Source organism: Halomonas terrestris, from assembly GCF_049166755.1.
Classification (GTDB): domain Bacteria; phylum Pseudomonadota; class Gammaproteobacteria; order Pseudomonadales; family Halomonadaceae; genus Halomonas.
In genome coordinates this window covers 315,515-335,640 of sequence record NZ_JBMHFZ010000001.1, presented here as the reverse complement: position 1 = coordinate 335,640, position 20,126 = coordinate 315,515, and the positions used below count along the sequence as shown (strand labels likewise).

General features: G+C 69.9%; 18 protein-coding genes. 4 read left to right on the top strand and 14 right to left on the bottom strand.

The genetic code is table 11. The annotated features are described in order from the left end of the window. Positions 1-23: 23 nt before the first annotated feature. The 5 genes from ACOMD9_RS01585 to phnD all read right to left on the bottom strand — a co-directional run bounded on the left by ACOMD9_RS01585 (position 24) and on the right by phnD (position 6,502). A complete protein-coding gene (locus ACOMD9_RS01585; RefSeq protein WP_421411794.1) occupies positions 24-2,777 on the bottom strand; it encodes a bifunctional diguanylate cyclase/phosphodiesterase in 2,754 nt (917 codons plus the stop codon). 224 nt (positions 2,778-3,001) lie between these two features. Beyond that, positions 3,002-3,811, bottom strand: a complete 810-nt coding sequence (gene phnE / locus ACOMD9_RS01580) for a phosphonate ABC transporter, permease protein PhnE (RefSeq protein ID WP_421411793.1) — start codon at positions 3,809-3,811, stop codon at positions 3,002-3,004. Continuing rightward, positions 3,805-4,623, bottom strand: a complete 819-nt coding sequence (phnE, locus tag ACOMD9_RS01575; protein ID WP_421411792.1) for a phosphonate ABC transporter, permease protein PhnE — start codon at positions 4,621-4,623, stop codon at positions 3,805-3,807. Before phnE (ACOMD9_RS01575) ends, phnE (ACOMD9_RS01580) begins: the two co-directional genes overlap by 7 nt. After that, positions 4,610-5,431 (bottom strand): phosphonate ABC transporter ATP-binding protein, encoded by an 822-nt coding sequence (phnC, locus tag ACOMD9_RS01570; RefSeq protein WP_421411791.1) that lies wholly within the window; start codon positions 5,429-5,431, stop codon positions 4,610-4,612. The genes phnE (ACOMD9_RS01575) and phnC overlap by 14 nt, the downstream gene beginning before the upstream one ends. A gap of 60 nt (positions 5,432-5,491) precedes the next feature. Beyond that, positions 5,492-6,502: a phosphate/phosphite/phosphonate ABC transporter substrate-binding protein gene (gene phnD, locus ACOMD9_RS01565; RefSeq protein ID WP_421411790.1), complete on the bottom strand. Its 1,011-nt coding sequence runs from the start codon at positions 6,500-6,502 to the stop codon at positions 5,492-5,494. 126 nt (positions 6,503-6,628) lie between these two features. Between phnD and ACOMD9_RS01560 the strand changes: the two genes are divergently transcribed. The 3 genes from ACOMD9_RS01560 (at position 6,629) to ACOMD9_RS01550 (ending at position 9,187) form a co-directional block, all read left to right on the top strand. Beyond that, entirely contained in the window at positions 6,629-7,222 is a 594-nt protein-coding gene (locus ACOMD9_RS01560) for a histidine phosphatase family protein (protein ID WP_421411789.1), read from the top strand. A 43-nt stretch (positions 7,223-7,265) separates the two neighbouring features. Continuing rightward, entirely contained in the window at positions 7,266-8,732 is a 1,467-nt protein-coding gene (locus ACOMD9_RS01555; protein WP_421411788.1) for a sensor domain-containing diguanylate cyclase, read from the top strand. An 89-nt stretch (positions 8,733-8,821) separates the two neighbouring features. Next, positions 8,822-9,187 (top strand): DUF6164 family protein, encoded by a 366-nt coding sequence (locus tag ACOMD9_RS01550; RefSeq protein WP_421411787.1) that lies wholly within the window; start codon positions 8,822-8,824, stop codon positions 9,185-9,187. An 8-nt stretch (positions 9,188-9,195) separates the two neighbouring features. Here the strand turns inward: ACOMD9_RS01550 and ACOMD9_RS01545 are convergent, their stop codons facing one another. From ACOMD9_RS01545 to ACOMD9_RS01535, 3 genes are read right to left on the bottom strand one after another with little or no spacing between them, the layout of a single operon-like run. Further along, the gene (locus ACOMD9_RS01545; protein WP_421411786.1) at positions 9,196-9,972 is read right to left on the bottom strand and encodes an EAL domain-containing protein; all 777 of its coding nucleotides are present in this window, start codon (positions 9,970-9,972) and stop codon (positions 9,196-9,198) included. Positions 9,973-9,986: 14 nt separating this feature from the next. After that, positions 9,987-10,682, bottom strand: a complete 696-nt coding sequence (locus ACOMD9_RS01540) for an OmpA/MotB family protein (RefSeq protein ID WP_421411785.1) — start codon at positions 10,680-10,682, stop codon at positions 9,987-9,989. Beyond that, entirely contained in the window at positions 10,675-11,490 is an 816-nt protein-coding gene (locus tag ACOMD9_RS01535; RefSeq protein WP_421411784.1) for a motility protein A, read from the bottom strand. The genes ACOMD9_RS01540 and ACOMD9_RS01535 overlap by 8 nt, the downstream gene beginning before the upstream one ends. 192 nt (positions 11,491-11,682) lie before the next feature. On the opposite strand from ACOMD9_RS01535, the gene ACOMD9_RS01530 reads away from it, so the two are divergent. After that, complete coding sequence (locus ACOMD9_RS01530) at positions 11,683-12,876, top strand: EAL and HDOD domain-containing protein (protein ID WP_421411783.1); 1,194 nt, start codon at positions 11,683-11,685, stop codon at positions 12,874-12,876. Positions 12,877-12,896: 20 nt separating this feature from the next. Here ACOMD9_RS01530 and ACOMD9_RS01525 read toward each other — a convergent pair whose 3' ends face one another. The 6 genes from ACOMD9_RS01525 to flhB are packed head-to-tail and all read right to left on the bottom strand — an operon-like array spanning position 12,897 to position 19,988. Then, positions 12,897-13,595 carry an RNA polymerase sigma factor FliA gene (locus ACOMD9_RS01525; RefSeq protein WP_421411782.1) on the bottom strand — a complete coding sequence of 233 codons (699 nt, stop codon included), beginning with the start codon at positions 13,593-13,595 and terminating at the stop codon, positions 12,897-12,899. A 41-nt stretch (positions 13,596-13,636) separates the two neighbouring features. Beyond that, positions 13,637-14,044 carry a flagellar protein FlhE gene (locus ACOMD9_RS01520; RefSeq protein WP_421411781.1) on the bottom strand — a complete coding sequence of 136 codons (408 nt, stop codon included), beginning with the start codon at positions 14,042-14,044 and terminating at the stop codon, positions 13,637-13,639. Beyond that, the gene (locus ACOMD9_RS01515; protein ID WP_421411780.1) at positions 14,041-14,574 is read right to left on the bottom strand and encodes a hypothetical protein; all 534 of its coding nucleotides are present in this window, start codon (positions 14,572-14,574) and stop codon (positions 14,041-14,043) included. The genes ACOMD9_RS01520 and ACOMD9_RS01515 overlap by 4 nt, the downstream gene beginning before the upstream one ends. Then, the gene (gene flhF / locus ACOMD9_RS01510) at positions 14,574-16,748 is read right to left on the bottom strand and encodes a flagellar biosynthesis protein FlhF (RefSeq protein WP_421411779.1); all 2,175 of its coding nucleotides are present in this window, start codon (positions 16,746-16,748) and stop codon (positions 14,574-14,576) included. Before flhF ends, ACOMD9_RS01515 begins: the two co-directional genes overlap by 1 nt. A gap of 4 nt (positions 16,749-16,752) precedes the next feature. Further along, the gene (flhA, locus tag ACOMD9_RS01505; RefSeq protein ID WP_421411778.1) at positions 16,753-18,834 is read right to left on the bottom strand and encodes a flagellar biosynthesis protein FlhA; all 2,082 of its coding nucleotides are present in this window, start codon (positions 18,832-18,834) and stop codon (positions 16,753-16,755) included. Next, positions 18,831-19,988, bottom strand: coding sequence for a flagellar biosynthesis protein FlhB (gene flhB, locus ACOMD9_RS01500; protein WP_421411777.1), 1,158 nt, complete (start codon positions 19,986-19,988; stop codon positions 18,831-18,833). The genes flhA and flhB overlap by 4 nt, the downstream gene beginning before the upstream one ends. Between the last annotated feature and the right edge of the window lie 138 nt (positions 19,989-20,126).

The following is a 20,126-nucleotide window of genomic DNA, read 5'->3' as shown; positions in this document are numbered from 1 at the left end:
GGGCAGGCCACCCCCCCGGTCGGTCAGGCCGTTTCGGCGAGCTGCAGCTGCTCGGCGGGCAGCGGACGACCGAACAGGTAGCCCTGGAAGGCCCGGCAGCCCTGGTCGGCCAGCCAGCGACGGTGGGCCTCGCTCTCGACACCCTCGGCGATCACCTCGAGCTCCAGGCTGCGGGCCAGGGCGATGATGGTGATGACGATGGTGGCGTCGGTGGGGTCGTCGAGCAGGTCACGCACGAAGGACTGGTCGATCTTCAGCTGGTCCAGCGGCAACCGCTTGAGATAGGCCAGCGACGAGTAGCCGGTACCGAAGTCGTCCAGGGCGAAACCGATGCCCAGCGCCTTGAGTCGCTGCATCTTGTCCCGGGCATCCTCGCTGTCCTGGAGGAAGAGGGTCTCGGTCAGCTCCAGCTTGAGCCGTTCGGGGCGCGCCCCCGTGGTCGCCAGGATCTGCTCGAGCCGTTCGACGAAATCTACCGCCCGGAACTGGTCGAGGCTGACGTTCACCGCGATGGACAGGTGCCCGGTGCCCGGCGTCGTCGCCCAGTCGGCGAGCTGCCGGCAGGCGGTTTCCAGTACCCAGTGCCCGATGGGCACGATCAGGCCGTTCTCCTCGGCGACGGGAATGAACACCCCGGGGGAGATAAGCCCCCGCTCGGGGTGCTCCCAGCGCAGTAGCGCCTCGACGCCGGTGACGCCCCCATCGCCGTCGACCTGGACCTGGTAGAAGAGCCGCAGCTGGTCCTCGGCCAGGGCCTGGCGCAGATCGGCCTCGAGGCTCGCCCGATCCATCACCCGGGCCTGCATGGCCGGGTCGAAGAAGCAGAGGCCGTGGCGCCCTGCCGCCTTGGCCTGGTACATGGCCAGGTCGGCCTGCTGCAGGATGTCATTCACCGTGACGTGGTCGTCGGCGAACAGGGTGATACCGATGCTGCCGCTCACCTGGCAGCGCATCTCCCCCAGCATGCAGGCCTCCGCCAGGCTCGCCAGCAGCTTCTCGCCCACTCGCTCGGCCACCATGGCGGCGTCGTCGGCCTCCCGGCCCAGGTCGTGCAGCATCACCACGAACTCGTCGCCGCCCAGGCGGGCGATGGTGTCGGTCTCGCGGGTGATGCCGGTGAGACGCTCGGCGATGATCAGCAGCAGCTCGTCGCCACGGTGATGCCCCAGGCTGTCGTTGATGGTCTTGAAGTTGTCCAGGTCGATGAACATCAGCGCCCCGTACTGGCCGCTGCGCCGGCTCTCCTTCAGCGCCGACTCGAGCCGGTCGACCAGCAGCCGCCGGTTGGGGAGCCGGGTCAGGGGATCGTAGAAGGCCAGCTGGTGGATCTCCTCCTCGGCGGCCTTGCGCTCGGTGATGTCGCTGAGGGTGGCCACGTAGTTGGTGACATCTCCCTCGTCGTCCTGCACCGCACTGATGGTCAACCACTGGGGATAGATCTCGCCGCTGCGGCGACGGTTCCAGATCTCCCCCTGCCAGCTGCCCTTCTCGGCGATGGTGCACCACATGCGGCGGTAGAATGTCTCGTCATGACGCCCGGAACTGAGGACGCGGGGGTTCTCGCCGATGATCTCCTCGGGGGGGTATCCGGTGATTCGGCAGAAGGTCTCGTTGGTCTGCAGGATGCGCCCCCGGGCATCGGTGATGAACATGCCCAGGTGAGTCTCGAAGGCCATGGCGGCGATGCGCAGCTGGGCCTCCTGGGCCTGGCTGTGAACCATGTCGCGCTGCAGCTCGTCATTGGCCTGCTGCAGGGCGAGGCGGCTGTGGCGCAGGGCCTGCTCGGTGCGCGACAGCCGCAGGTAGTGCCGCAGCCCCAGCAACCCCATGACCGCCAGGACCACCCAGCCGAGCAGCAGCAGCTTGAGCTTCAGCCACCAGCCGGCCAGCACCCGGGAGCGCGCCTCGCCGACCACCACCAGGAAGGGCAGGCCCTCGAGCCGCTGTGCGGCGAAGATCCGCTCCACCCCGTCGAGGGGCGAGGCCATGGCCAGGCGGGTGGCGTGCTCGCCGCTGTCGATGAAGGCCTCGAGGTCGGGCCAGGCAACCCGGGCGCCGAGCGGCGCCCCGCCCTCTCTCAGGACGGGATGGCGCGCCAGCAGCGTCATCCGCTCGTCGAGGATGGCCAGGCTCTCGCCCGAGGCCAGATGCAGCCTGTCCAGGGACGCGCTGAAGAAGGTCGGGTCGAGCCGGGCCAGCGCCAGCCCGGAGAATCGCCCCTCGGCGGACTCCAGGCGCAGGCCATGCAGGAGACGGTTGCCGCCGGCCATGTCCGACCAGAACAGCGGCGAGACGAGGGTCTCGCGCTGCGGCTCCCGCAGGAAGGCCTGGAAGAGCGGCAGCCCCGTCACCCGGTGGCCCCGGGCATGCTCGTCACCGCTCGCGTAGACCAGCCGCCCGCCGGCATCCACCACCCCCAGCTGGTCGATGAAGGCCAGGGTGTCGCGGCGGTGGGCGAGAAAGGCCTCCAGCGCCGCGGTGCCATCCGGCTGCTGCAGGAGCTGGGCCTGGATCGGCGAATCGAGCAGCTGGGCGATGCCGCGCAGGGTGTGTTCCGAGGCGTCGAAGGCGCCTGCGATCCACTCGCCGACCAGGTCGGCGGTGGCCTGGGCCCGCGCCTCGGCGGTCGCAAGCTCCCGCTGCCGCTGGTCCACCAGCGTCCAGAGGATGACCGCCATCACCATCATCAGCCCGAAAAGATAGAAGGCGATGGCCTGACAGCGGGACCAGCGCCGCCTGGCACCCGGTGCCGATACCCCCGTATCCTGCTCGCTCATTGACTGTTCTGCTCCCGCCACGTGATCGCCGCATGCCGACGACCACGTCATATCGGCCCCGTGGCCAGTGACTTGAGCCTCCATGCTTGATCCGGCCGCTCCCTGGCGGTCGCCTAGTATGCCAGCATCTGCCTCGATTCCGGACATCCGGCTACGCGCAGAAGGGCCGGCCAGCGTCCTGGCGCGGGAGCTCCAGGGGGGATGGGGGGCCAGGTCCGTTCGGCCTAGATCACCTTGCGCCTCAGCAGGCCGGTGATCGCCTCACCGATCAGCACCAGCACGATGATGGCGATGAGGATGGTGGCCACGGTGGGCCAGGCGAAGGTGTCGATCGCTCCCTGCAGGATCACGCCGATGCCCCCGGCACCCACCAGCCCCAGCACCGTGGACTCGCGGATGTTGATGTCCCAGCGCAGGATGACGATGGCGAAGAAGGCCGGCATCACCTGGGGCACGACGGCATAGGCGATCACCTTGAGCTTGGAGGCACCGGTGGCCTCCATGGCCTCCACCGGACGCCGGTCGATCTCCTCGATCGCCTCGCCCATCAGCTTGCCGATGAAGCCGATGGAGCGGAACATGATCGCCAGTATCCCCGCCAGCACCCCGGGGCCGAAGATCGCCACGAACAGCAACGCCCAGATGATGGTGTTCACCGAACGGCTGGAGACCAGGATGAAACGGCCCAGCCACAGGCAGGCGCGGTTGGGGGTGGTGTTCTGGGCGGCGATGTAGGAGACCGGCAGGGCGATGAAGATCGTCAGCATGGTCGCGAGGGTGGCGATATGTACCGTCTCGACCAGGGCATTGACGATACTGCCCAGGCCGCGGGGATCCGGGGGCCACATGCGCGCCCCCAGGCTGGAGATCTGGTTGGGCGCGTCCCACACCCAGGGCCAGAAGATGTCGATGTCGCGTACCGCCCAGTAGACCACCATCAGGGTGACCAGCAGGACGGCGTAGCGGATCAGTCGCTCCCTGGGGTCATGGCGCCGCCAGACGCGATCCGCCAGGGCGCCGGCACGATCTACCATATCTTCTTCCTCACCCAGCCGCTGATGCCCTCGCTGACCAGGATCACCGCGATGATGATCAGCAGGATGGCGAACGCGAAGTCGTAGTCATAGCGCCCGAAGGCGTTCATCAGGGTCCCCCCGATGCCCCCGGCGCCGACGATCCCCACCACGGCGGAGGCACGCAGGTTGCTGTCGAGCTGGTACATCGACAACCCCACCTGGCGCGGCAGGATCTGCGGGAAGACGGCGTAGAACAGCGTCGCCAGGTAGCCGGCGCCGGTGGCCCGCATGGCCTCCACCTGGCCCCAGTCGATCTCCTCGATCTCCTCGGCGAGCAGCTTGCCGACGAAGCCGATGGAGTAGAGGGTCAGGGTCAGGATGCCCGCCAGGGGGCCGAAGCCCACCGCGGCGACGAAGAGGATGGCGACGATCACCGGATGGAAGCTGCGCGAGACGATGATCACCGAGCGGCCGAACAGGTAGACAGGCCTGGGCACGACGTTCTTCGCCGCCATCACCGCGAAGGGGATCGACAGCGCGACACCGAGCAGGGTCGCCAGGATGGCGATCTGGAAGCTCTCCTTGAAGCCGGTGAGGAGCAGGTCGGCACGCTCGAAGCTCGGCGGGAAACCGCCGCCGAAGATGCGCCCCGCCCGCGGCAGGCCTTCGGCGATGCGCTCCCAGTTGAACGGCAGGGTGGCGAAGGCCCACGCCAGGTAGAGCACCACCGCCAGCCACAGGCCGTAGCGCAGCCAGGGGCTGGCGATGAAGGGCGGCTTGCGCCAGGTCCGGGACACCGGGGCGCGGCCGTCGGCATCAGAGCGGGTCATGGGTCACACCTCGCTCTCCCTGCGGCTTCGGCGCGGCACCGGGCGCCTCGGTGAGCTCCTCCTCCGGCGCCTCGATGCCCCCATAGATGGCATCCAGGGCGTCCTTGGTGAAGTCGCCGGGCGTCCCGTCGAAGATCATCTTGCCGTGACGCAGGCCGACGATACGCTCGGTGTAGGTCTTGGCCTGGGCCACATTGTGGATATTGATCAGGACCGGCAGCGACAGCTCGCTGGCCAGGCTCTGCAGCAGCATCATGATCTGCTCGGAGGTACGGGGATCCAGCGAGGCGGTGGGCTCGTCGGCGAGCAGGATCTCCGGCTCCTGCATCAGCGCCCGCACCACCCCGACCCGCTGACGCTCGCCGCCGGAGAGGGCGTCGGCCCGCTTGTTGGCGTAGTGGGCGATGCCCACCCGCTCCATCAGGGTGAAGGCGCGCTCGATGTCCTCCCGCGGATAACGCCGGGAGATCGCCTGGTAGAGGTTGACGTAGCCGAGCCGGCCGGCCAGCACGTTCTCCATCACCGTCAGACGGTCGATCAGGTTGAAGCCCTGGAAGACCATGCCGATCTTGCGCCTCGCCCGGCGCAGCGCCGCCCCCCTGAGCTTGACCAGTTCGTTGCCGTTGAGCCGGATCGAGCCCGAGGTGGGCTCCACCAGGCGGTTGATGCAGCGCAACATGGTGCTCTTGCCGGCACCCGAGGCCCCCACGATGGAGACCACGCTGCTGCCCTCCACCACCAGGTCCAGTTCCTTCAGGACCGGCTCGTCATGGCCGTAGCGCTTGACCAGCTTCGAGATTTCCAGCATTCAGCCCACCTCACCGGTATGGTCCGTCACCACGCCCCGGCCGAGGGCCGGGGCCATGGCTCACTCCTGCTCCAGGTCCTCGCGGGTGTAGCTCACGTCGTTGGCGGCCTGGATGGTGCGGATGACCTGCCAGTGCTCCTGGTAGTTGATCGGGATGAACTTCTCGACCCCCTCGAACTCGTCGCCCAGTTCGGTGCCGACGAAGTCGAAGCTGAAGAAGGCCTCCTTGATCTTCTCGACCAGGTCGGGATGCAGGTTGTGGGCGTAGTTGTAGGAGGTCGTCGGGAAGCGGTCGGACTCGTAGATGATCTTGACGTCGTCCTCGTCGTAGAGACCGCGGGCGGCCATGCGCTCGACCACTTCGGAGGCCACCGGCGCGGCGTCGTAGTCCCGCGCCACCACCCCGAGCATCGACTGGTCGTGGCTGCCGGAGTAGACCACCTCGTAGTCCTCGTCGGGGACGATGCCCTCCTCGGGGAACAGGGCGCGGGGCGCCTGGTTGCCCGAGTTGGAGGTCGGCGAGGTGTGCGCCACCCGCTTGCCCTTGAGGTCCTCCATGCTGTCGATACCGGAATCGACATGGGTGTAGAGCTGCAGGGTGTAGCCGAACTGGCCATCGTCGGACCCCATCAGGGCGAAGGGAACGGCCCCGGCCAGGTTCACCGCAAAGGGGGTCGGGCCGGTGGAGAAGCCGGCGATGTGCAGGCGGCCGCTGCGCATCGCCTCGACCTGGGCCGAATTCGACTGCACGGCGAAGAAGCGTACGTCACGCTCGGTCACCTCCTCGAGGTGCTCGATGAACGGCTGCCAGATGTCGGAGTAGATGGCCGGGTCTTCCACCGGTGTATAGGCGAAGATCAGGGTGTCGGGGTCCACCCACTGCGACTCGTCTGCCGGCAGGTCGGCGACCATGTCGCCATCCTCGTCGCAATAGATCGTGTCGAGATCGCCCCGCGGGCAGTCGGCGAAGGCCGGGGAGGAGAAGGCCAGCACGGCCAATGAAGCGGTGGCCAGGGTCATGGCCAGGGACTTGCCGGAGTCGGGTTTACCGATCGCTGGTAGCATATTCATGGCGCGTCTCGCTCTGACTTGTATTTATTATGGAAATTGAGAACTATTGATCGAAAACGAACAAAAACCAATCCATGTGATCGTTTCCGAACATCACAATCTCAATCTAGGAGTGTTGACGATAGCATGTCAAACGATTTCCTCAACGTCCCGGGGCCCCGGCGCAACCGCTACCTGCTGATGCGCCACGCCCACAGCCAGGCCAACGAGCGGGGACTGATCATCAGCGACCCGCGCCATGGCCTGGGTGACTATGGCCTCTCCGCCGAGGGGGAGGCACAGCTCGCGCGGCTGGTCGCCGAGTGGTCCTGGCCCGCCCCCACCCGCATCCACCACTCGGACTTCCTGCGCACCACCCAGACCGCCGCCCGCGTGGCCGAGCATTTCGGGCTCTCGCCGATCCCGGAGCCTCGCCTGCGCGAGCGTCACTTCGGTGCCTGCGAGGGGCGCTCCTCCGACCTCTACCCGAGTGTCTGGACGCTGGACGAGCGGGACCCGGCCCACCGGGCCCGGGGTGTCGAGCCGGTGGTCGCGGTGGCCGCGCGGATGCAGGCGGTGATGGAGGAACTGGACGGGGCGTTCACCGGCGAGACGATCCTGCTGGTGAGCCACGGCGATCCCCTGCAGATCCTGCTCACCGCCCTCGAGGGGCGACCGTTGAGTCAGCATCGGAAGCGCAGCGCCCTGATGCCCGCAAGCGTCACCCCTGTCGGCGACTAGGCTGGTAGACTCGAGTCATTCCCGTTCGATGGACACGACGCCCATGACATCCCCGACGCCTCTCCGGGCCGAACGACTGCTCGCGGCGCTGGCTGCCGGCAGCCGGGCCCTGATGAGTGCCGAGCACTGGTCCGAGGGGGTCGACCGACTGCTGGCCGAGATCGGCTGTGCCACCGGCGCCAGCCGGGTCTGGGTCTTCCAGTTGCTCGAGCTGCAGCCCGAGGCCGTGATCCAGGACTATGTCTTCGAATGGGCCGACGACGAGCGACACCGCCAGCTCACCCAGCGCCGCTTCCGTTTCTTCGCCTCCTCGCTGAAGGACCCCGTCTATCGCCGACTGGTGGAGGAGCGCCAGCGCGGCGGGCACCATGACATCCGCCCCCACCTGATGGCCCCCGGCCCGCTGCGCGAGCACCTGGAGAGCCAGTCGATCCGCTCGATGGCCACGGTGCCGATCCATGTGCATGGCCAATGGTGGGGCACCCTCGGCATCGACGACTGCGAGCGCGCCATCTCCTGGGAGGGCCCGGGCCTCGACCTGCTGGCGGCGGCCAGCGAGCTGATCGCCGCCGCCATCTACCGCCACCAGCTGACCAGCCGCTCCCGGCAGATCGAACTGTTCCACAAGGTGGCGGACTGCGGTGTCTGGGAGGTCACCCTGCGCAACGGCAGCGTCTGGTGCTCCCAGGCCCTGCGCGTCGCCCTGGGCTATCCGGCCACCTACCCGAGGGTTCCCCTGCGACGCCTGCTGGCGCGCATCGCCCCGGAGGATCGACAGCGGCTCTGGTCGACCCTGCGCGACTGCCTGGACCGGGGGGCCCGACAGTGGCGCCTCGATGTCCGCCTGCGGGCCACCGGCGACCGCCTGCAGTGGCACGAGATCGTCGCCGAGATCAACCACGACGACCAGGGGCGTGCCCGGGGCATCGCCGGCCTGGTGATCGACATCAGCCGACGCAAGCAGCACGAGGAGCGCGCCCTGGCCGCCTCGGAGATCGACGAGCTCACCGGCACCCTCAACCGACGCGGCATGGCGCGCCATCTCGGCCAGTCGCTGGAGGGCGAGGCCGCCGGCACCACCCTGCCGCATCACCTGCTGCTGATCGACATCGATCACTTCAAGCAGATCAACGACCGCTACGGCCACCCGGCCGGTGACGCCCTGCTGAAGCTGCTGGCCAGGCGCCTGCGCCACGAGCTCCGGCCGGATGACGGCCTGGCGCGCCTCGGCGGCGAGGAGTTCGCCATCCTGGTGCGCGGCCTCGGCGACCGTCAGGCCATCGACCTGGCGGACCGGGTTCGCCGGCGCATCGCCGAGTCCCCCTTCCGGATTCGACCCCACGAGGGTGCCGAGCCGATCAGCGTGAGCGTGTCGATCAGCGTCGGCCTCGCCGAGGTGCCGGGCGAGGGCGGTGACCCGGCCCAGCGCCAGGCCCTCGCCGACCAGGCGCTCTACGCCGCCAAGCACGCCGGGCGCAACCGCACCCGGGTCCATCGCGAGCCCGCCTGAGCCGACGGGGGTGTCCGTGGCATACTGGCCGTGTCGGGCTCGTCGAGGGGCCTGGCGATTGCCGGAGAGGAAACGACGGGGAGAGCGCGGTGCCGGTACTGCTGTTTCGGCTGAACAACGTGCCCGACGAGGAGGCCGAGGAGGTGCGCCGGCTGCTCGACGAGCACGGCTTCGACACCTACGAGACCCGCGTCGGCTTCTGGGGACTGGGAGTCGCGGCGATCTGGCTGCGCGACGATGCCCAGCACGCGGCGGCCCGCGAGGTGATCGACCGCTACCAGCAGGCACTCGGCGAACGGGTTCGGCAGGAGCGACACGAGCTCGACGCCCTGGGCCAGGCCCCCACCCTGTGGCGCCGCCTGATGCGCCATCCCTTCCGGGTGCTGCTGCTCACCGCCGCGGCGCTGGCGATCCTGGCCATTTCCGTGCTGCCCTTCCTGGGCCTGATCGACTGACCCGGCCCTCAGAGCGCGTTCCCGAGCTCCTCCAGGGCGGCCTCGAGGCCGGTCGCCAGGCCTCCCGTCACCGGCCGGGCGTAGTAGAACCCCTGCTGGCGGGTGATCCCCTGGCGGCCCAGCCACAGGGCCTCTTCGCGGCACTCGACGCCTTCGGCGATGAGCTGGATGCCGAGTTCGTCGGCGAGCAGGCAGACGGCCCGCAGCAGGGCCTGGCGGCGTGGGTCCTGGTGGCAGCCCATGACCAGCTCGCGGTCGATCTTGAGCCGGTCGGGATGCAGGTCGGTGAGCAGGTCCAGGTTGGCGTAGCCGTTGCCGAAGTCGTCCAGCGCCGTGGCGAACCCCATGGACCGGTAGCCGTCGATGATGCGCTTGAGGTGGTTCCGGTCGCTGACCCGCTCGCTCTCGGTGATCTCGAAGACGATGCGTTCCGTGGGCCAACCCACGCGCCGTGACACCTCGAGGGTCGCCTGGATGCACGCCTCGGGCTCGTAGACCGCATTGGGCAGGAAGTTGATCGAGAGCGCCTCGCGCATGCCGAGCCGGCTGGCCATCTCGATGGCGCGGACCCGGCAGGCCTGGTCGAAGCGATAGAGCAGGTCGTCGGTGACCTGGGAGAGGACGCTCCAGGCCGACTCCCCCCCGGGGCCGCGCACCAGCGCCTCGTGGCTGGTGACCCGCGCCTCGGCCAGGTCGACGATGGGCTGGAAGGCCATGGAGAAATCGAAGGGCAGCTCGCCCTCGCAGCGGCCGCAATGTCCCGCGACCCGCGCGCACTGGCTCATGGTGACTCCTTGTCTCAGGTCTCGCGGGTGAGCAGCAGCTCGACCCGTCGGTTGGCGGCACGGCCCTCGGCATGCTCGTTGCTCTCGAGAGGCCGGGTATCGGCATAGCCGATGGCCCGCAGCCGGTCCTTCGCCACCCCCTGTTCGGCAAGATAGCGCAACACGGCGATGGCCCGCCCGGTGGAGAGCTCCCAGTTCGACGGGAAGCGTGCCGTGGCGATGGGGACGGCATCGGTGTGGCCCTCCACCGAGACCTGGCCATCGAACTCGACCAGGGTGGCGACCAGGCCGCGCAGGACCTCCCGACCGCCGGCGGTGAGCTCCGCCCGACCGCTGGAGAACAGCAGGTTGTCGTCGATGCGCAGGGTGATGCCCTGGTTGCCCTCGGCGACGCTGACACCCTCGATCTCGAGCCCCCGGAAACGCGGCTGCAGGCCATCGTGACGCGGCTGCACGCCGGCAGCCGCGGGGCCGAGCCCGCCGGCCACCGCGATGGCGGCCGACTGGGCGCCAGGCGACACCTGGCGCGTCGCCTCCCCGCCATGTTCGCTGCCCGTGACGGCCAGGCCATTGCCGGCCAGTGACAGCAGCAGCACGAACAGGGTGATCAGCAGGGTGAGAACATCCAGATAGCTCATCAGCCAGCCCTCGCCATCGCCGTCGCCCTGGGGCCCCGGCAGCAGGGATTCCCGGGTGTGGCGATCAAGCATGCTGGCCGGCCTCCCCGGTCCCGGGCCGGTCCTTGCCGGACTCGCGGATCTCGTCGTGGTAGTTGGCCACGAAGGAGTTGAGCGTCTCCTCGATGAAGGAGGGCAGGCGCCGCTTGGTGATCAGCGAAATGCCCTCGAGGACCATGTTCATGGCGATCAGCCGCTCCTCGGTGCGCCGCTCGAGCTTCACCGCGATGGGCTTGAACACCAGGTTGGCCAGCAGGATACCGTAGAAGGTGGTCAGCAACGCCACCGCCATGCGCGGGCCGATCACGTGCAGGTCGCCCGCCTCCATCACCTCGAGCATGTTCACCAGCCCCACCAGGGTACCGATCATGCCGAAGGCCGGGGCATAGGTGGCCATGGTGCGGAATATCTGGGATTCGGCATGCTCCCGGGCCTTGAGCCGGGCGATGCGCCAGCGCAACAGGTCGAAGATCTCCTGCTCCTTGGTGTTGGCAATCACCAGCTGGATGCCGGTGCGCAGGAAGGGGTTGCGGGTATGCTCCAGGGCCTCCTCCACCGCCCGCACGTCGCCCTTGAACCACAGCCGCGACATGTCCACCAGCTCCTTGATGTCATCGCGGGTATAGGTGTTCTCGCGGCGAAACACCAGCCCGACCAGCCGCACCACCCGCACCACCTCCTTGAGGGGATAGCTGATGAAGGTGGCGGCCATGGTGCCGGCCAGCACGATGGCCAGGCCGGGGAGATTGATGAAGCTCTGGGGCGACTCGGCGGTGAAGAGCAGGACACTGGCCAGCAGCACGCAACTGGCGAAGATACCGATGAGCGTCGACGGGTTCATGCACGGCTCCTTGCCGGAAAGGGAGGGCTTTGTCGGAACATCGGCCGCAACGGGCCGAGCTTTAACGCGGACGCGGACAAGCGGGCGACCGGGGTGATACTCTTCGTTACATCGCAAGCCGGCCACCGGGCCCGTCCCGTCATGACCACCAGAACAGAACCCGGCCGGTACCACGTCGCAGGGAGTCACACCATGCCAGGACAGCGGGAACACGACGCCTTCGCCATCGCGCTGCAACCCATCCATGACGCCGATCACCGCCATGTCGCCGACCGCCTGCTCTACCGCCACCACGGCGAGGGCGTCGACGACCCGGTCGCCGCCACCGCCCGGGCCCTGGCCACCGCCATCTACGAGCTCGACGAGGGCAGGCGACTGGGCACCCGGGAGCTGATCATCGACCTGCCCACGGAGTGGCTGGAGCGCAGCGACCTGCTGCCCTCACCGGCACGCCAGATGATCATCGGCCTGGCCCGCGACCTGCCCCTCACGCCCGAGCTGATGACCACCCTCGAACAGCTGCGCGAGCGGGGCTACCGGCTGCTGGTGCCCGCGCCCGAGCTCAGGGGAAGCGGCAGCCGGCTCGCCCCGCTGGCCGACCTGGTCCGGTTGCGCCACCCCGACGAGCTCGACGCCGACCAGCTGCGCGCCCTTCGCCAGGGGAGGACGCGACTGCTGGCGGAGGACATCCGCGACCCCGACCGGCTCGAGCGCTTCCGCGCCCTCGACTGCCACTACTTCGACGGCCGCTACCTGGCCGAGCCGACCTTCTACGACGCCCGGCCCCGCGGCCGCCACGGCAACCGCGCCGCCCAGCTGCGGCTGATCAACGAGCTCTACCGCGAGGATGCCGACCTGCAGCGCCTGTTCGAGCTGCTGATCCAGATGCCCCACCTCCACGTGGCGATCCTGCGCCGGGCCAACTCCAGCCTGTTCGGCCAGCGCGACCAGCAGGCCGACCTCAAGCGGGCCATGCAGGTCATCGGCCTCAACGAACTGCGTCGGCTGGTGATGACGCTGTCGCTGGCCAGTGACATGCCGTCGTCGCGGCTCAAGGTGCGCATGGCGCTGGTCCGCGCCTTCATGTGCCGCAACCTGGCCGCACCCTTCAGCAACATCGATCCCGAGGACGCCTTCACCACCGGGCTCTTCTCGATGATGGGCCCGCTGCTCGACGAGGCCCAGGCCACCCTGCTCGCCGAACTGCCGCTGAACGCTCCCGTGGCGCGGGCCCTGAACAGCCGGGAAGGCCACCTGGGTGCCCTGCTGACCCTCTGCGAGGAGCACGAGCGCCAGGTCGCCGATGACGACCTCGCCCCGGATCGGCTCCAGCAGTGCTACCTGGATGCCCTGGACGCGACCGATGCGCTGATGAGCCGACTGTAAGGGACCGGCCCCGCAAGCCCTCAGTCGTCGCGCAGCCGGGCCCGCAGCCGGCTCACCGCCTGGCCATGGAGCTGGCAGACCCGTGACTCGGTCACCCCCAGCACGGCCCCGATCTCCTTGAGGTTGAGCTCCTCCTGGTAGTAGAGCGCCATCAGCAGCTTCTCGCGCTCGGGCAGCGCCTCGATCGCCGCCACCAGGCGACCGCGCTGCTCGCCGTCGACCAGCGCGGCGAAGGGGGACGCCGCGGGGTCGAGGTCGCCCGGTTCCGTCCCCTCGGCCACCAGCTCGTCGAAGGGCAGCAGCTGGCCGCTGTTGGTATCGCTGAGCAGCTGGCGGTAGTCGGCCAGGTCCATTTCCAGCTCGAGAGCGATCTCGTGCTCCTCGGCGGCACGCCCCAGGCGCTGCTCCAGTCGCCGCACCGCCTCGTCCACCGCCCGGGCGTTACGCCGCACGCTGCGCGGCAGCCAGTCGCGGCTGCGCAGCTCGTCGATCATGGCACCGCGGATGCGCTGGCTGGCGAAGGTGGCGAAGCTCGCCCCCTGGCCGGCATCGAAGCGCCCCATGGCCTCCAGCAGGCCCATGGTGCCGGCCTGGATCAGGTCGTCCAGCTCGATGCTCGCCGGCAGCCTGACCTGCAGCGCCAGCGCCTGGCGCCGCACCTGCGGCAGGTACTGCGTCAGCAGCTCGTGCTGGTCGATCTTGCCTTTTGCTGTATACATCCCGTTCGACTGCCCCCGTCAGGCCCTTCCTTCCGCGATAGCTAGCGATAGTTGACGATCACCTGCAGTCCCTGCACCGCCACCGCGCGCCGCTGGCCCGGCTCGAGGGCAAAGCGGAAGTGCAGCGGCGTGTCCGCCGGCAGCCCGGCCAGGGCGCGGCTGCTGCCCCGCCCCGCCCCCAGGGGGATGCAGCCCCCGGGGTGACAGAGCCGGGCCCGCACCGAGGTGCCCGGCGGCAGCCGGAACTGCCAGGCCACGGTATCGACCCGCCCGTCCGGGACCGGCCCGGGCGAGGTCAGCGACGACGACACCACCTCGCGCTCGGCCAGGGCCACCCTCACGCCGGGCACCGAGGCCACCCAGCTGCCGGCGGCCAGTGCCGCCGCCGGCAGCAGGGCCAGCACCACGGCGGCGGCCATGGCGCGGCATCGCCTGCCGACGGCGCTCATGCCAGCACCACCAGCTCGATGCCCAGGTAGGCCGCGGCGGCCTGCCGCAGGTTGTCGAGCAGGCCATGGCGAGAGATGCCGGGCGGGTGCACGGCCAGCAGGCGCCGCGGCCCGGGGGCCTCCCCGAGCCGGATCAGCACGCGCCAGGCACGGCGGAAGGCCTCGGCATCGCTGTCCACCCACAGCGCCCAGCGCGACTGCTGCGACACCAGCAGCGGGAGGTGGGGACTGGACGCCTCGACCGGCACCACCCTCCAGGCGGCGGGGTCGCCCACCCAGCGCCGTCCCAGGCCGGCCCAGTAGCCCAGGGTGTCATTGACCCGGCCGGCCTGGCGCGCCGGCAGCCCCACCACCATCAGGGTGACCGCCGCTGCCGGTGACCGGCCGCCCGTGGCCGGCAGCGGCCCCGGCGAGGGGTTGGCCCGGGCCAGCTCGCGCAGCGTCTCGACCACATGCCGGGGGCAGGCGTCCCCGCCCGCCTGCGTCGTGGAGGCCCACTGGCGCAGGCCGGCGGCCTGATCGATACCCATCAGCCCAGCCCCTCCAGTCCCGCCGCGCCCAGCTGGCGGATGGCGTCACGCGCCACGCCGAGGTGGAGCAGCGCCTCCAGCAGCGTCTCGGCACTGCGTCGCCGCCTGCCTCCGAGCAGGCCCAGCAGCGCGGCACGCAGGTCCATGGCCCACTCCGCCTCGCTGCGCTCCAGCTGACCGGCCACCGCGGCCAGGCCCGCGGCGATGGTGAGCCGCAGCTCCGGTACCATGGCCGGATGGGCCGCGGCGAGCCGTTCGAACGCCCGGCGGGTCAGCCGTGGCAGGGCCTCGGCATCGAGCTGGCCGAGCAGCAGGGTCACCGCCTCGTCGCCCAGCCGTTCGGGGGCCAGCCAGCAGCGGCGCCCGAGGCGACGACCACTCTCGGCCTCCTCCAGCTCGGCAAACCAGGCCCGCAGCGGCAGGGGCGTCGCCTCGTCGGTGAGCGAGAGGCGCGACAGCCCGACCCGCACCTCGCGTCCCTTCAGGCGGCGGGTCGGCTCGGCGAGGGGCGCGGCCAGGTCGGCCAGGCGCCCGAGGGCACGGCGCTCGCCCTCATGGGTGACCCGCTGGGGCGCCCTGGCCTGGGCCACCCAGGCCAGGTCACGGGTCGCCAGCCACGCCCGGGCCTCGCCGTCGGGCAGGGCCGGCAGCAGGTGGAGCCTGGCCCCATGGACCCGCCCCGCCCAGTCGAGCCGTGTCGCCAGGCCGGCCGGCTGCCGATGCTGCAACAGCGGCAGGGCCGACCAGCCCCCCGCGGCGTCGAGCAGCAGGTCCGGGGGCGACCAGTCGCCGCCCCGCACCCGGCTGCGCGGGGTCCAGAGCAGCCCGGCGCCATCGCCACGCCGTTGCTCGTGCAGGGCATCGAGCCGCTCGCCCTGCACACTCGGCGGCAGCTCCGCGAGCGCCCAGGCCGATTCCAGGGCCGCGAAGCCCGTGATGCGTTCACGCAGGCCGGCGAGCACGGACGCCACCCGCCGTCCCTGGCCGAGCAGCCCGAGGCCATGGCCCGGCGCGACCCGCGGCTCGGGGGGCGGGGCGGCGCTGCGGGTCGCCAGGGCCTGGCGCACCAGCCCCCCGGCGTCGGCGACGGCGAGATCCTCGGGCACCCGCTGGCCGTGGGCCACGAACAGCAGTCGCAGGCCATGGCGCATCAGGGCGTCGAGCAGCGGCCCGGTGCGCCCCGCCTCGTCCTGCTTGCTGATCACGCAGTCGTCCAGCGCCACCCCGGCGGCACGGGCCGCCTGGCGGTAGTTGGTGATCACTTCCTCCAGGGTCTCCGGCTGGCTGGCGGCGTTGAGCAGCAGCACCAGGCGCACCGCCGCCGGCCCGCCCCGCAGCCGCGCCACCTGGTCGATGATGCGCTGGTCGCGCTGGCTCATGCCCACGGTATCGATGATCACGAAGCGCTTGTCGTCGAGCTGCGCCAGCAGCTCGTCCAGTGGCTGTTCGGCATCCAGGGGATACATGGGAATGTCGAGCAGGCCGGCATAGATGCGCAGCTGCTCATGGGCACCGATACGGAAGCCGTCGGTGGTGACCAGCGCCACCTCCCCGGGGCCGTGGCGCATCACGTAGCGGGCCGCCAGCTTGGCGGTGGTGGTGGTCTTGCCCACCCCGGTGGGGCCCACCAGGGCCAGGATACCGCCCTGCTCGAGCAGCGCGGCCTCGTCGTCGATCACCGCCAGGCGCGCCCCCAGCTGGCGGCACAGCCAGGCCTCCAGGCGTTCCTCGTCGGCGTCCCGCAGCTCCTCCGGCAGCCCGCCGAGCAGTTCCTCGGCGATGGCCGGGCCGAAACCGGCCTCACGCAGCCAGCGAGACAGCCGCACGCGACTGTCCGACTCCGGGGCCTGCTCGGTCCGGGTGCGCGACAGCAGGGCGCGCATGTCCTGCATCTCCCTGAGCAGCTGGGCACTCATGGCCTGGAAGGCGTCGGCGTCGGAGGCGGAGGCATCCCCGGCGGGCTCGGCCGGCGCACGGGGCAGCGTGGCCGCCGCCGGCGCGGCGGGGGTCGGGTCGCCGGCCATGGCCTCGGCCGCCTGGTCGGCCAGGGCGAGGATCTCCACCCCCTGGTCGGTGCGACGGTTGGCCAGGATCAGGGCGTCCTCGCCCAGGGCGGCGCGTACCTGGCGCATCGCCTCGCGGCTGTTGGTGCCGGTGAATCGCATCACGCTCATCTAGTCACTGTCCTCCCACCAGTTGGGTGACCCGCAGTGTCCGGTCATCGGGTATCTCGGCCTGGGACAGCACCACCAGGTGGCGCAGGCGCCGGCGCAGGAAGCGCGCCAGCACCGGGCGCAGCATGTGCTGCACCACCAGTACCGGCGGCTCGCCGCTGGCCTCCTGGCGTTCCAGGGCGCGTTCGGCCTGGGTCATCAGGGTCTCGGCCAGGCCCGGCTCCAGGGCCCCGCTGCCGTTCATGGCCTGCATCAGCACCTGCTCGAGCTGGGCCTCCAGGCCGAGCACCCTGAGTTCGCCCTCCCCCGGGAACCACTGCTGGACGATGCTGCGGCCCAGGGCGATGCGCACCAGGGCGGTCAGCTCGCCGGGATCCTGCTGCTGGCCGGCGTGCTCGGCCAGGGTGTCGAGGATGGAGCGCAGGTCGCGGATCGAGACCTCCTCGTCGAGCAGGTTCTGCAGGATGCGCTGGAACACCGTCAGCGAGATCGCCTTGGGCACCACCTCCTCGACCAGGGGCTTGCTCTCGTCGCCGAGCTTGTCGAGCAGCTTCTGCACCTCGGCACGCCCCAGCATCTCGGCGGCATGATGGTGCAGCAGGTGGTTGAGGTGGGTGGCCACCACGGTGCTGGCATCGACCACCGTGTAGCCGTAGACCTGGGCATGCTCGCGCTGGTCGCTGTCGATCCACACCGCCGACAGGCCGAAGGCCGGGTCCCGGGTCGGGGTGCCCTGGAGCTGGCCGGAGACCTGGCCCGGATCGATGGCCAGCCACTTGCCCGGGAAGGCCTCGGCGCGGCCGACCTCGGCGCCCTTGAGGGTGATCAGGTAGGTGTTGGGCCCCAGTTCCAGGTTGTCGCGGATATGCACCACCGGCGGCAGGAAGCCCACCTCCTGGGCGAACTTCTTGCGCACGCTCTTGATGCGGCCGAGCAGCTCGCCCTCCTGGCGCTGGTCCACCAGCGGGATCAGGCGATGTCCCACCTCCAGGCCCAGGGTGTCGACCAGCTGGACGTCGTCCCAGCTCGCCTCGGGGGCCTCCGGCACCGGGAGCGGTTCGGCACCCAGCTCCTCCTGTACCTGGCGCTGCTCCTTCTGGCGGATCAGCCACCAGGCCAGCCCCCCGAGCAGCACGGTGAAGAACAGGAACACGAAGTTGGGCATGCCGGGCACCAGGCCCAGCAGGCCCATGACCGCCGCCGCCAGGATCATCACCTGGGGATTGACGAACAGCTGGCTGATCATCTGCTGGCCGACGTCCTGGTCGGTGTTGACCCGGGAGACGGTGACACCGGCGGCGGTGGAGATCACCAGCGCGGGGATCTGCGCCACCAGGCCGTCGCCGATGGTCATCAGGGTGTAGGTCCGTGCGGCGCTGCCGAAATCCATGCCGTGCTGCAGCATGCCGATCAGCAGGCCGCCGATGATGTTGACCACCATGATCACCAGGCCGGCCATGGCGTCGCCGCGCACGAACTTGCTGGCGCCATCCATGGAACCGTAGAAGTCGGCCTCCTGGGCCACCTCGGCGCGGCGCTGCCGGGCGTCGTCCTCGCCGATCAGGCCGGCGTTGAGGTCGGCATCGATGGCCATCTGCTTGCCGGGCATGGCGTCGAGCATGAAGCGCGCCCCCACCTCGGCGATGCGCCCCGCCCCCTTGGTGATGACCATGAAGTTGATGACGATCAGGATCAGGAACACCACCAGGCCCACGGCGAAGTTGCCGCCCACCAGGAACTGGCCGAAGGCCTCGATCACCTTGCCGGCGGCGTCGCCGCCCTGGTGGCCCTCCATCAGGATGACCCGGGTGGAGGCGACGTTGAGCGACAGGCGCAGCAGGGTGGTGAACAGCAGCACCGCCGGGAAGGCCGCGAAGTCCAGCGGCTTCTGGGTGAACATGCTGACCAGCAGCACCATCACCGCCAGCGCGATGTTGAAGGTGAAGAACATGTCCAGCGCGATGGGCGGCAGCGGCAGGATCAGCATCGACATGACCAGCAGGATCAGCAGCGGCCCGGCCAGCAGCTTCATCCGCACGTCGCCCATCCAGTCGCGGCGCCCCAGGTAGTCGCTCCAGGCCTTCATGAACCGGCCTCGCTGTGGCGGCCCGGAACCTCCAGGGATTCCGGCACCGGCAGGTCATCGGGTGTCGGTGGCACCTCGCCCCCCTCCTGTGACACCCGCCGCAGCCGGAAGGCCCAGGCCAGGACCTCCGCCACGGCGGTGTAGAGTGTTTCGGGGATCTCGGCGTCGAGATCCACGTGGTGATAGAGCGCCCGGGCCAGCGGCGGCGCCTCGAGCCGCGGCACCTCGTGCTCCTCGCCCAGTTCGCGGATGCGCAGGGCCACGGCGTCGGCCCCCTTGGCCACCACCCGCGGCGCGGCCATGCCCGACTCCTCGTACTTCAGTGCCACGGCGTAGTGGGTGGGGTTGGTGATGATCACGTCCGCCTTGGGCACCTCGCTCATCATGCGTCCCCGCGCCATGGCCTGCTGCTGCTGGCGGATCCGCGCCTTGACGTGGGGATCGCCCTCCGACTCCTTGTGCTCGCGCTTGACCTCCTCCTTGCTCATGCGCAGCTTCTTGGCATGGCTCCACAGCTGGTAGGGCACGTCGATCAGGATCACCACCAGCAGGGTCAGCACGATCAGTCCGCAGGCCAGGGCCGCCAGCTCCAGGGCACTGGCCAGGGCCTGCTGGATCGGCTGGTCCATCAGGCTCAGATAGGTGCCGCGGTTGCTCCACAGGAAGGTCACCGCCACGCTGCCCACCAGCAGCGACTTGGCGATCGCCTTGGCCAGCTCCACCAGCGCCTGGACCCCGAAGATGCGCTTGAGCCCCTTCAGCGGGTTGAGCTTGGAGAGCTGCGGCTTGAGCGACTTGGCCGAGATCAGCCAGCCGCCGAGCAGGGCCGGCGCCACCAGCGCCACCAGCGCCAGCAACAGGAAGAGCGGCAGCATCGCCAGCAGGGTCCGCTCGCCCAGGTTCAGGGCGTGGCTGAGCATCGGCGTGGTTTCCAGCGCATGGCGCCGCTCGAACAGGAAGGCCTGCTCCATCACCAGGCCCAGCTGGTCGTAGAGCATCGCGCCCATGGCCCAGAGCCCGCCCACGCCTCCGAGCAGCAGCATGAAGGTGGTCAACTCGCGGGAACGGGCGACCTGCCCCTCCTCGCGGGCCTTCTCCAGGCGGCGTGGCGTGGCCTCTTCGGTCTTTTCCTGATCGCTGCTCTCGTCGGCCATGGCCTGTCATCGGGACACTCGTGTGGACCCTGGCCATTGTGGGGACGGGGGGGAAGGGGCGATACGTCAAAAAGCGCCGATAATCGTGTCCTGTTCACGACTATCGACGACAGGGAAGGCGTCCCCGGGGGCCTGGCA